Here is a 12,065-nt window from a genome sequence, read left to right on the forward strand (position 1 = left end):
GATCAGGCGTTGCCGCGCGTCTCGAGCAGGCGGCGCGCGATGACCTGAGCCTGAATTTCCGCCGCACCTTCGAAGATGTTCAGAATTCGGGCGTCGCACAGGACGCGGGAAATTGCATATTCCAGAGCAAAGCCATTGCCGCCGTGGATCTGCAGCGCATTGTCCGCCGCGGCCCATGCAACGCGTGCACCAAGCAGTTTCGCCATGCCGGCTTCCAGATCGCAGCGCTTGCCGGAATCCTTCTGCCAGGACGAGAAATAGGTGAGCTGGCGGGCGATCATCAGTTCGGCAGTCATCATGGCCAGCTTGTCGGCAACACGCGGGAAGTTGACGAGTTCCTTGCCGAACTGGACGCGTTCTTCGGCGTACCTCAGGCCCAGGTCCAGTGCAGACTGGGCGACGCCCAATGCGCGGGCAGCGGTCTGGATGCGGGCGCCTTCAAAGGTCTGCATCAGTTGCTTGAAACCTTCGCCTTCGACCTGGCCGAGAAGGTTCTCGCCCTTCACCTCGAAGCCATCGAAAGCGATTTCATATTCCTTCATGCCCCGGTAGCCGAGAACTTCGATCTCGCCGCCACTCATGCCGTCCGCCGGGAAGGGCTCCTTGTCGGTGCCGCGCGGCTTTTCCGCGATAAACATGGACAAGCCCTTGTAGCCGGGTTCATCCGGGTTGGTGCGGGCCAGCAGGGTCATGATATCGGCACGGACCGGATGGGTAATCCAGGTCTTGTTGCCGGACACCTTCCAGACGTCGCCATCCTTCACGGCGCGGGTCTTCAGCGAGGCAAGGTCCGAGCCGGTATTGGGTTCGGTGAAGACGGCAGTCGGCAGGATCTCGCCGGATGCGATTTTCGGCAGCCAGTGCTGCTTCTGCTCTTCCGTTCCGCCGCACAGAATGAGTTCCGCCGCGATTTCGGACCGGGTGCCGAGCGACCCGACGCCGATATAGGCGCGGGACAGTTCTTCGGAGACGACGCACATGGCTTCCTTGCCAAGTCCGAGGCCACCATATTCTTCCGGTATGGTGAGGCCAAAGACGCCGAGCTCGGACATCTGCTCGATAATCTCAAGCGGAATATATTCGTTTTTCAGATGCCACTCGTGCGCGTTGGGCACGACGTTGTCTTCCGCAAAGCGGCGCATCTCGTTGCGGATCTGCTCCATGGTCTCGTCCAGACCTGGGTCGCCGAAGGTGGAATGGCCCGCTTGATCGCGGATCAGGCGGGTGATCTCGCTGCGGATTTCCGGACGGCTGCCTGTATCGATCAGCGACAGGATCTCTGCTGTCTGGAAGCCAAGAGCTTCTTCGGAAGACACGCCAAGATCCGCCAGGCGAACGATTTCACCCTGGTTCATCGGAATGCCGCCAAAGATCTGCGCAAGGTACTCCGCAAATCCGAGCTGGACGATGTAGTCCTCAAGAGCGCCGTAGCGACCTTCCGCGGTCAGACGTTTCGCGTAGGCATCCAATTGGCGCAGAGACTCCACATAGGTTGCGAACCAGGCCAGTCCGTGGGTTGCCCTTTGCTCTTCTTCCATCAGACGGGAGGAGATGCGCCCATCCTCGCTCACGCGGTCGCGCACCCGCTGCGCTGCAAGATTGAGCAGATGATCGAGCGTTGCGACGGCGGCTTCCGTTCGCTCGGTAAGGCTTGCGGGTGTTTCTGCGGCCGAAAGGGCTGCGGTGGACATGGCGATCTCCGTTTTCATTTGTTGCGCAGCAGCGCTTCTTGTTGAAGCTATGTTGCGTTGCACACTCTCATTTGTCGAGCGTGAATTTATAGACCTTTTGGCGGATGCGGTTTTCACTACCCAGGCTTGACGAATTGTGTCAGCACAGGCCACATCTTGGGTCATGAGCGCCAGACAGACAGTTCTCGTGATCTACGCCGTCCTGAAAGACGCCATCGGTCACTTCGCCCGGGATGACGGCTTTGCAATGGCCAGTCACGTGGCGCTGTCGGGGTTGCTGGCGATATTTCCCCTGCTGATCTTCATCGCCTCGCTGGCGGCCTTTCTCGGCATGACCGGTGCTGCCGACACGGTGTCGGAACTGCTGTTCGATGCCTGGCCGGCAAGCGTTGCATCGCCTGTCGTGCGGGAAATCCAGAATGTCCTGACCATTCGCCGCGGCGACCTTGTGACTTTCGGCGCCGTTGCCGCTCTGTGGTTTTCCTCCAACGGGGTGGAGGCGCTGCGCACCGCGCTCAACCGGGCCTACCGGCAGCATGAAAACCGCTCCATCGTGCTGTTGCGGCTGCAATCGATCGGGCTTGTGCTGCTGGGTGCCGGCATTCTGCTTGCCTACACGTTTCTGGTGGTTCTGGCGCCGCTCGCCCTCGAGGGGCTGAAGGTCTTCATGCCGCAGGTCGAAACTTTCCTGCTGTCAATCAACGTTGCCCGATACACATTGGCCGGATCGCTGCTGATCATCGGCCTTTTCATCACCCACTGGCTGCTGCCGGCGGGGCATCGCACTTTCCGCGACCTGTGGCCCGGAGTGCTCGCCACACTGTTCATGTGGATCATCGCCGGCAGTGCCTTCGGTGCCTATCTCGCCAGCTTCGCCAATTACGTCTCCACCTATGGCGGTCTGGCCGGGATCATGACCGCGCTGATCTTTCTTTATATCTGCGCGCTCGTGTTCATTCTGGGAGGTGAACTCAACGCCGCAATCTCCCGCCAACGGCGCTACTGGCGCCGCCGTCAGGAACAGCTTGCGCTGGCGCTGGACACCGAAGCCTGACCGGATTTTCCGAAAGACGGCTTCCGGAGACCAGCCCTAGCTCCTTGCTGGCTTCTTGCGGATGGTCAAGACGGCGCTTATGACCAGAACCATGCCGCCGATCTGAACCGGCGTCAGGGATTCACCGAACAGGAAATAGCTTTCCACCGCTGTTGCCACCGGCACCAGATAAAAAAGGCTTGCGACCTGGGAGACGGCGCCCTCGCGGATCAGCAGCATCAGGAGCAGGATCGCGCCGACGGACAAGACCAGCACGAGCCAGGCCATCGCAAAGATCAGCTCACCTGACCAGGTGATCTGCCAGCTTTCGGTCAGGCTCAGCGGAATGGTGACAAACAACGCGCCGACGTACTGCCAGACAGTTGCCGCCATGAGGTCGGTGTGCTGTACGAAACGCTTCTGATAGACCGTTCCCAGGCTGATAGCCGCAACGGAGATGAGGACCACGAATATCGTCACCGGCGTGATGCCCGATCCGGCAAGGTCGAGTTTCGGACCAAGAACGAATGCAAGACCAATCGCTCCGATGGCCATGGCGAGCCAGTGTCTGCGGGAAATGGTTTCGCCAAGCAAAGCCACCGCGATGAGTGCGGTCAGCACGGGCTGAAGGCCGACAATGATCGAGGACGCTCCAGCCGGCATGCCCTGTTTGATCGCCCAGAACACACCGCCGAGATAGATGCCGTGAACCAGCATGCCGGTGAAGATGCAATGGGCAATGGCAGCTGGATCTTTCGGCCAGGACTTCGACAGGAACATCGCCAGCAGAATCAGCACCGGCAGGACAGCAACGAAGCGGACCGTCAAAAACACCATCGGATCGATGTAGGGCGCGCCGAGTTTAGAACCGACGAAGCCCGTAGACCACAGCAAAACAAAAATGGCCGGTGCGGCTCTGGCGAGGAGATTCACTTGCAGCCTCAATGACAAAGACGAAGATGACGCAAGGTTATATTGCGCCGAGTCGGTGGGGTTACACGCATGTTAACCGTAAGTTGGCATTTATAGTCAAATATACGGCGCAAACATGAGTGTTCGAACGTTCTGTCGTGAAAGAAACACAGGCGAGAAACACGAACACTTCTAGATCGATCAACTCATGGATGTAAACATCGACCCCGATGGTACATCCGTTGATCCAGGGGACATACGCTGGTGGCCTTCAGATCTCAATCACCTTTTCGGATCTTCGCGAATTTGTCAGTCAAAGCCAGAATTCTGGCCTTGAGCCTTTTCACCATTGTTGGGCTTCTTGCGATCGGCGGTGTCTTCTTCTGGAGCCAGGGTGAGCTCAATTCGGCCTTTGCGCGCATGAGCAGCAGTTCGACACTGGCCGGACAGGTCAGTACACTGTCGGAAAGCGCCGCGGCGCTGCGCTCCATTGAAGAGCGCTACCACAGCACGCCATCCGTCGAGACGTTCCAGAGTTTCAACGCCAAGCTTGAAGAAGCCAGTGCGGTTCTGGAGACGATCGCAACCAATCCGGCAGCAGCTGCCTACGCTTCGGAAATCGCCGACGTCAAGGATACGCTGGAAGGCACGAGAGGTGCTTTCGAGATGCTGGACACTGCCCAGCAGAAGATCGGGTATGACTCTACGCAGGGTTACCTGGCGGGGCTCAACGAATATGCAGGGGCGGTCAAGCATCGCCTGTCGGAAGAGATGAAATTTGGCGGCGGGCCGGATTTCGAAAAGCTGGCCCGCGCCATTCTGGCAGTTCAGCTGGCGGAACGGGAGTTCACGCTCAACAATACCGAGGCGGCGCTGGAGGTATTCCAGGGCGAGTTCAACGATTTCGAAAAGCTCTTGAAGAAAGTCTACATCTCCGACGCCATCAAGGCGGAGCTGGCCGACAACATGGCCAAATACAAGACGACCTTCGACGATTATACAGTCGCCAAGACAGAGCGGGCCGAGCATTCGGAACTGCTGGAAAACCTGTTTGAACTTGTTCCGCCGCACATCGCTTCCCTCAGCAAAGCCGCCAACACCATTCAGAGTGAAGCCGCCGGTCAGCTCGAGATGGCCCGGTCGATCGCAACCTATGCAATCGGCGGGGCTATCGTGGTTCTGCTTCTGCTGCTTCCGACCATCGCGCTTGTGATCGGTCAATCGGTGGCGCGCCCGCTGGCGCGTCTGCAGTCGGCCATGGAAGCCCTTGCCAGCGGCCAGACCGACCTCGACCTGCCGGACGACAGCGGCAGCACCGAGCTTGCTTCCATGAGCCGCACGGTTCAGGTCTTTCGTGACAACGCGGTTGAACGGGCCGAACTTGCGGCCTCACAGGATCAGGAAAACCGGCGGCGCGAAGAACGCGTTGCCCGTCTCGATACACTGATCGGCCGGTTCGAGGGAACCGTGTCCGCGGCACTCGACAGTCTTGACCGAGCCAATGGCGAGCTGCGGCAGACGTCCCAGTCGATGGAACAGTCGGCCGACGATGTTGCCAACCAGTCCGGGGAAGCAGCCGAAGCGGTGCGCACCGCGGCGGAAAACGTCACCTCCGCAGCTCATTCCGCGGAAGAGCTTGCCGCATCCATCGCCGAGATCGCCGGCCAGGCCAACAAGTCGACGGAAGTGGCTCAGCAGGCGGTTCGGAGTGCGTCTTCAACGGTTGCCACCATGCAGGAACTTTCCAGTGCGGCAGACCGGATCGGCGAAGTCATGGGGCTGATCCGAGACATTGCCAACCAAACCAATCTACTGGCGCTGAACGCGACCATCGAGGCTGCCCGCGCAGGCGAAGCGGGCAAGGGGTTTGCGGTGGTTGCTGCGGAAGTGAAGCAGCTTGCCGACCAGACCTCGAAAGCCACTGAGGATATCGCGACCCAGATCGAGGCCATCCAGGGGTCTTCCGGTCAGGCGGTCCAGGCGATCGAGGACGTCAACCGGATCATCTCCGACATGGAGGGCCTCGCCTCGGCTGTGGCGTCGGCCGTGCAGCAGCAGGACGAAGCTGTTCAGGCGATCTCGCACAACGTTTCCAGTGCCTCGGCGCGGTCCGAACAAGGGGTGTCGAGCATGGAGGCCGTCGGTTCGGCTGCCGAGCTTGCACGGTCCAACGGTTCCGAAGTGGAGCACCTCGCAGAATCGCTTGGCGAGCAGGGCGCGTTGATCCGACAGGAAGTTGCCGAGTTCCTGCAGGGCGTGCGCAGCGCCTGATCCCGAACCGGACCGCTTGAAACAAAGAAAATCGAAAAAACGCCGTGTCTGCACCGACGCGGCGTTTCGCCATTCTGGCGGCCTGCGTTTCTTCGTGCTAGCCATGCACACAAACGATCGGCCGGCACACCATCCGCCGGACCGGCCAAGCGCAAAGAGGGCGAAGCGGAATGCAGGAAGACATCGTCATCATCGGAGCAGGACAAGCCGGAGCCCAGGTTGCCCAATCCCTGCGGCAGGGCGGATTTGAAGGCCCGCTGCGGCTGATCGGCGATGAACCGCATCCTCCTTATCAAAGACCGCCGCTTTCCAAGAAGTTCCTGGCCGGCGAGATCGGCGCCGAAGGCTTGTGGCTGCGCCCGCCGGCTTTCTTCACCACCAACAATATCGATCACATTCCCAATACCAGAGTGATTGCGATCGACCGTGGCGCGAAGCGCCTGACGCTGGCAAACGGCGATACGCTGCCGTATGGCAAGCTGGTTCTGGCAACGGGCACCAATGCCCGGCTGCTGACGCTGGAGGGTGCCGACAAGAAAGGCGTGGTCACGCTGCGCTCGATTGCCGATGTCGACGTGATCCGGGACATTCTGCAAAAGAGCAGCAGTGTCGCCATCATCGGGGCAGGGTACATCGGTCTTGAAGTCGCTGCCGTCGCCAAAAGCCTGGGCAAGTCGGTCACCGTCATCGAGGCGCAGGATCGCCCGATGAAACGCGTGGTCAGCCAGGCGGTATCCGACTATTTCTCCGGCCTGCACAAGGCCCGCGGCATCGAATTGCGCCTGAACACGGGCATCGAGGCAATCGAGGGTGGTGACAGTGTCACCGGTGTCCGGCTGTCGACAGGAGAGACGGTTCCGGCGGAACTGGTTCTGGTTGCCGTCGGCGCAGAGCCCAATGATCACCTGGCCGCAGAGGCGGGCCTGGAGGTCGACAACGGGATCCTGGTGGATGGGTGCGGCCAGACCAGCGACCCTGACATCTTCGCTGCGGGTGATTGTACGCGTTTCTATTCCAACCGCTATCAGCGGTCCGTGCGCATGGAAAGCGTCCAGAACGCCATCGACCAGGCAAAGGCGGTTGCCCAGGCGCTGCTGGGTCAGGAAGTCGATTACGACCCGTTGCCGTGGTTCTGGTCCGATCAGTACGACATCAAGCTGCAGATCGCCGGTCTGTCGGAAGGGTATGACGACACAAAGGTCGTGGGTTCGACCGACGACAGCAAGTTCTATGTCGCCTACCTGCACGATGGCCGGCTTATCGCCGTCGACAGCATCAATTCACCGCGCTCTCACATGATGGCCCGCCGGGTGATCGGCGAGCCGTGGCGCGACGATCTACTGCCGGAAGCCTGAGCCAAAGGTTCTCTTGAAGTAAGTGAAGCCGGCGGGCGTTCGGGCAAAGCGCTTCGAATGCCCGGCGTTGGCATCTGCTGTTATTCGACCTTGCCGAATTTCTCCATGAAATAGGCGGTCATTTCCTTGTTGCGGTCGTACTGGTGCACGATGGCGTAAGGCTGCTTGTCAAAGGTTTTGACCAGCCCGTCCTCGAACACCGGCACGGTTTCCCGCGGCATGCAGAACCCTGGCGCGTCCGGACCGACGTTGGCACTGACCGCGTGCAGCAGCCAGGGAACCTGCCAGTTCACCTTCTCGGCCTTTTCCTTCCAGCCGCAAAAGGTCAGCAGCTGGTTAAAGGCGGCCTGATCACCGCTGCGTTTGGTCTGGTCGAAGTAATAGACCGCCAGCATGAAATCCATCATCGCCTCGTAGCGGCCGGCGAAATAGCCAGCGCAGCACACGGGAACCCTGGCCACACGGTCATAGGCATGGCGGCCGTAGGTTTTCAGGACGTTCCGGCGGTTCCAGGGGTCTTCATGGGTGATGCTTTCCTCACCGATGAGGAGATCCTTGCCCGGAGCAAGGTTCTCTTCCATCCAGGCGAACGGGTCAGACTGGAAGATGACGTCCCGGGCATCCGAGAACGCGACGAAGCGTACAGGTTCGCCAAGCGCATCGAGATGCTGTTTCACCAGGTGACTGGCATGGAAGAAGCGCCGGTCGTAGATCTTGTCCTTGAAGCGCAGCACGCGCTTGTTCCAGGTCCAGCGCCTGTCGGTGTAAAGCTTGCCACCATCGGTATGGTCGGCGATTTCTTCCCGAAGCTGCGAATAGGAGTAGCGCTTCTTGCCGGCGTCATGATCGAAGGTGATGACGAGCGAGCCCATGTGCTTCATGTAGTCAACAAGGGCTTCGCTGACATTGTAAGCAACCGCGACCGTCCGGCCGCGATACCCCGTTGCCTTCAGGGAATTGTACCAGGCAGCCATGTGTTTCGGCTCATAGCCCGACACCGCCGTGACGATGACATCGTTGGCTGCTGACATTTCGGCTGACATGCGCGCTCCGGCTCGGTTCATACAGGCCCCGCCGTCCGACCGGCCGGGTTTCGGCCTGCTACCTATCCCAATCCGCGCCGGGGGGCCAGATCGCGGGGAAACTTTCTGGCATTCCAGATGTTGGTCCGCGTCAGCAGCCAGCGTTCTGAAGGATGAGCCGGGTCACTTCCTTGGGTAGTTCCAGATGCAGCATGTGGCCGGTTCGTTCGAAAATGTGCGTGGCAACGACACCCGGCAGCTTGTGGGCCTGGCGCGTCGGCAGGACACGATCCTGTGTGCCCCAGAGGACCTTGATCGGCATGGGCAGGGCTGCCAGTTCGTCGCGCGGCAGGGTCTTTTGAACGCTGCCGTCGATGATCTCGTCCGCGATTGCCTCCAGTGTTGCGGCCGCGCCCGGGCGCGCGCGGCTTTCGGCAGCCGTTCTGGCGAGGAATTTCGGCAGTTTGAACTCCCAGCCGAAGAACTGCTCCAGCAGGGTTTCCATGGTGTCGGCATCCGTTGCAGCCGCATAGCGACGCAGCAGGCGGTGATTGATTTCGGAGCCGAAGCCGCCAGGTGCCAGCAGGGTGAGGCTGGCCACCAGATCAGGATTGCGCAGGGCAATCAGCGCGGCCACTGCGCCGCCCATGGAGTGGCCTACCAGATGGACCTTCGTCAGCTCGAGCGCCTCCAGGGACTGCCCGACAGCCTTTGCGGAAACCCCAGCGTTGCCGATCCGCGGCCAGTCCAGCGCCTCGCCGTGCCCCGGCAGGTCGAACGCTATGGAGCGTTTCTTCGAGGCCAGTGCCGTCTGGATGTTGAGCCAGGTTTGCCGGTCGCCGCCGAAGCCGTGCAGCAGCACGACCGGAGCACCGTTGTCAGGGCCGGTGGCTTCCTGGTCTCTGAAAGGCAGATGGGAAGGGGCGTCGGGACGTAGATCGGTCATGTCGGTCTTTGCTTGTCGGTGGGCTGAGGAAATACCTGCCGGACGGGAGGCGTTCAGAAAAGCCGGTCCAGGGTAAACAAGGGCTGGGGGTCGGTGAAGCCGTTGAGTTCGAACGACCCGGCCGGTTTTGATCTTTCGCTGGCGAAGCGGGCGACGTCTTCGGTCATCAGAACGTCGGCGCCGACGGTCTTGGTCAGGCTTTCGATCCGTGCAGCCGCATGGACCGTCTGGCCGATCACCGAAAAGGTGAGCCGGTGCGGAACGCCAATATTGCCGAACATGACGGAGCCGACGGACAGGGCGATGCCCGCCTTGAGAACGTGTGGCAGCGCCGGGTCGGAGTTGATCGCCTTCAGACGGTTCCGGCTTTCATCCGCAGCCGACAGGGCCTGTGCGACCGCCTTGTCCAGGCTTTGCGCGCCTATGGGAAAGACGCCCAGAACGGCGTCGCCGATAAAATCGAGCACTTCGCCGCCTTTTGCCAGGATAGCACCGGCTGTCGCGTCGAAATAGGTATTCAGAAACGAAAGGTAGGCATCGGGACCAAGCAGTTCCGCAATCGCGGTCGAATTGCGCATGTCGCTGAAATAGATCACCGCATCGACGGTCTGGCCGTCACCATGGCGGATCTGGCCGCTGAGCACCTTGTTGCCGGCGATCTTGCCGAGATACGTCTCTGCAATTGTCTGGTTGATCTGCCCCTGAATGGTGGCGCGCGCGGCCAGGGCAAAGCGTTTTTGAATGTAGCGGATTGCGGTCAGGGCATCGTCGGAGAAGCCGTCGGTTTCCCGCGTTGCCCAGCTGATCACGATGCCGGAGGTGGCAATCTGGTCCTTGATGGTCGGCAGGTCGAATTCGGTCGCTATGACGATGTAATCGGAGTACCCGCTCTCCTTCAGCCGAACGAGCAAGGGAAACTCGAGCGGTGCATTGGCATTCGTGAGGCGCCGTCGCAGGACGGATTCCTGGTTGACCAGCACGGCACGTACGGGGCTTTGCAGCCACTCGTCTGTTTCTTCGGCATTGTGGGCAATCTGCTCGCGCTGGATTTCGGTGCCGTTTTCCCAGATGGCGGCTTCCGCCTCGATCAGGGGATGAAGGGTCGACCAGCCGATCATGGCGCGGTCCACAGGAACCTCGCATGCGCGCAGGCGCTCGCACATTTCTCCGAACATGGACCCCAGATCGGGCGAGCCAAGAGACTGGTCGATCAACCAGTCTTCCACGCCGTCGATTTCCGCCATACTGATCATGGCGCCAAGTTAGTGTTGTTTTCGTCCGGTTTCCAGACGGCTTGTACCAGCGTTTGCGATTAATTCGCCTGTTCGAAAACCACCTTGCCAGGCGGGACGATGACCCAGTTAACCGTGACGTCGGGAATGCTGCCGGCGGTCTGGTAGGCGAACGTTCGCGACCCTTCGCGGACAGCATCCGGATAATAGCGGCGGATTTCCTCAATCGGTGTTTCCCGGTCGCCTCGCCAGACGATCATCAGACCCTTCTCCTGGACATCCTTCGGGTCAATCCAGGGGCTGAGGGTCCGGTCATGCAGATAAAACATCGACGGGCGGCTGGCGGCCTGTGTGGTGACGTTGGCTGCCGACCACATATCGCCGGCCACATAGGCAAGATCGGTGCCCATGCGCTCCTTCCAGACGCGTGCCATGTCTTCGGCGATCGCCTTGCCGGGATAGTGGAGCCGGGTCTGCTTGTGTTTCCAGTGCGGCTCCAGAACAGCCTGTCCGAACAGGATGCCCAGAAAAATTGCTTGGATGGCGACGGCGGCAACGAGGGCGCGGGCGGGAAAGGGCCAGAGTTGCGGTAGTGCCAGAAACCGCACCGCCAGGATGCCGGACAGCACGAATATGGGCGTGCCCCACATGTGTTCGAACTCGTTGCCGGTAACGGCTGATGCAAGCAGGACCACGGCAAGCGGCAGGACGGCAAACCAGAGCAGAAAGCGGTCGGAAGGTGTGGCAAGGGGCGTGGCCGCTTCGCGCCTGCGCAGTCGAACCTGTTTCAGGCCGTGCCAGCCAAGACCGGCTAGAACCACAAGAAACAAGCCGGCGTGATTGCCAATCTGAGCTGCCAGGAAGTTCAGCGGATTGAACAGATGGTCGACAAAACCGTCTGCCGGATTGCTGCGGCTGGCGGCGTAGCGCAACGTCAGGAAATCCGTTTCCAGAAGCCATGCCGCGTGTGGCACCAGCAGGGCAAGGCAGACGGCTATCGTCACCCAGGGGCCCGGGCGCAGGATGTGCCGCCGGGCATCGGCAAAGACCAGCGCGTAAAGCCCGATTGCACCGATCAGGAGCAGCACGAAATATTTCGTGTAAAGGCCAAAGGCGGCGAGGGCTCCAAGCAGGACCCAGTCGAGCAGGAGGCCTTTGTCCACTGCCCGGTGAAACAGCAGCATCATGCCTGCCCAGATGGGGATCTGCAGGATGTTCGGGTTGAATTCCGGCAGGGGCAGCGTGAAGTAGAAGGTGACGCTGGTCAGCACGAGAGACCAGAAGGCCTGCTGGCCGGAAAGTCCGAGACGGCGAGCGAGCCGCCAGATGAACAGATAGCCAAGGGCAACTGAAAGCGCGCTCAGCCAGTACCCGCCACTGACGCCTCCCGTGAGACGATAGGTGAGTTCCAGAAGCCAGGCCTGCATCGGCGGATGTTTGGTATAGCCGAGCTGAAGTTCCCTGCCCCAGGCAAAGCCTTCAACCACGTCAAGTGGCGGGTTGGGAAAGGTCAGGGCCGGTATCAGGGCATAAAGCAGGCAGAGGCCGCCAGCGTAATAAAGGGCCGCCCTTGAAGGAGCGTTTTCGATCAGACGTATCAAGG

General features: G+C 60.5%; 9 protein-coding genes. 3 read left to right on the forward strand and 6 right to left on the reverse strand.

What is annotated here, in order from left to right; all coding sequences use genetic code 11:
• Positions 1-2: 2 nt before the first annotated feature.
• Positions 3-1,691 (reverse strand): acyl-CoA dehydrogenase family protein, encoded by a 1,689-nt coding sequence (locus FIV03_RS09325; RefSeq protein ID WP_173013814.1) that lies wholly within the window; start codon positions 1,689-1,691, stop codon positions 3-5.
• A gap of 163 nt (positions 1,692-1,854) precedes the next feature.
• Between FIV03_RS09325 and FIV03_RS09330 the strand changes: the two genes are divergently transcribed.
• Complete coding sequence (locus FIV03_RS09330; RefSeq protein WP_152509371.1) at positions 1,855-2,745, forward strand: YihY/virulence factor BrkB family protein; 891 nt, start codon at positions 1,855-1,857, stop codon at positions 2,743-2,745.
• A 36-nt stretch (positions 2,746-2,781) separates the two neighbouring features.
• Here FIV03_RS09330 and FIV03_RS09335 read toward each other — a convergent pair whose 3' ends face one another.
• Positions 2,782-3,657 (reverse strand): DMT family transporter, encoded by an 876-nt coding sequence (locus tag FIV03_RS09335; protein WP_173013815.1) that lies wholly within the window; start codon positions 3,655-3,657, stop codon positions 2,782-2,784.
• Positions 3,658-3,969: 312 nt separating this feature from the next.
• Between FIV03_RS09335 and FIV03_RS09340 the strand changes: the two genes are divergently transcribed.
• Both FIV03_RS09340 and FIV03_RS09345 read left to right on the forward strand, forming a co-directional pair.
• Positions 3,970-5,907, forward strand: coding sequence for a methyl-accepting chemotaxis protein (locus FIV03_RS09340; protein WP_209009918.1), 1,938 nt, complete (start codon positions 3,970-3,972; stop codon positions 5,905-5,907).
• A 170-nt stretch (positions 5,908-6,077) separates the two neighbouring features.
• Positions 6,078-7,262 (forward strand): FAD-dependent oxidoreductase, encoded by a 1,185-nt coding sequence (locus tag FIV03_RS09345; RefSeq protein ID WP_152509373.1) that lies wholly within the window; start codon positions 6,078-6,080, stop codon positions 7,260-7,262.
• A gap of 80 nt (positions 7,263-7,342) precedes the next feature.
• On the opposite strand, the gene FIV03_RS09350 is transcribed toward FIV03_RS09345, so the two are convergent.
• The 4 genes from FIV03_RS09350 to FIV03_RS09365 form a co-directional block, all read right to left on the reverse strand.
• Entirely contained in the window at positions 7,343-8,305 is a 963-nt protein-coding gene (locus tag FIV03_RS09350) for a hypothetical protein (protein WP_055659616.1), read from the reverse strand.
• Positions 8,306-8,435: 130 nt separating this feature from the next.
• A complete protein-coding gene (locus tag FIV03_RS09355) occupies positions 8,436-9,230 on the reverse strand; it encodes an alpha/beta fold hydrolase (protein WP_023002969.1) in 795 nt (264 codons plus the stop codon).
• 53 nt (positions 9,231-9,283) lie between these two features.
• The gene (locus tag FIV03_RS09360) at positions 9,284-10,474 is read right to left on the reverse strand and encodes an adenylate/guanylate cyclase domain-containing protein (RefSeq protein ID WP_209010553.1); all 1,191 of its coding nucleotides are present in this window, start codon (positions 10,472-10,474) and stop codon (positions 9,284-9,286) included.
• A 68-nt stretch (positions 10,475-10,542) separates the two neighbouring features.
• Positions 10,543-12,063, reverse strand: coding sequence for a glycosyltransferase family 39 protein (locus tag FIV03_RS09365; RefSeq protein WP_209009919.1), 1,521 nt, complete (start codon positions 12,061-12,063; stop codon positions 10,543-10,545).
• Positions 12,064-12,065 lie beyond the last annotated feature (2 nt).

Origin of the sequence: Labrenzia sp. THAF187b, assembly GCF_009363375.1 — a bacterium.
GTDB lineage: Bacteria > Pseudomonadota > Alphaproteobacteria > Rhizobiales > Stappiaceae > Roseibium > Roseibium algicola.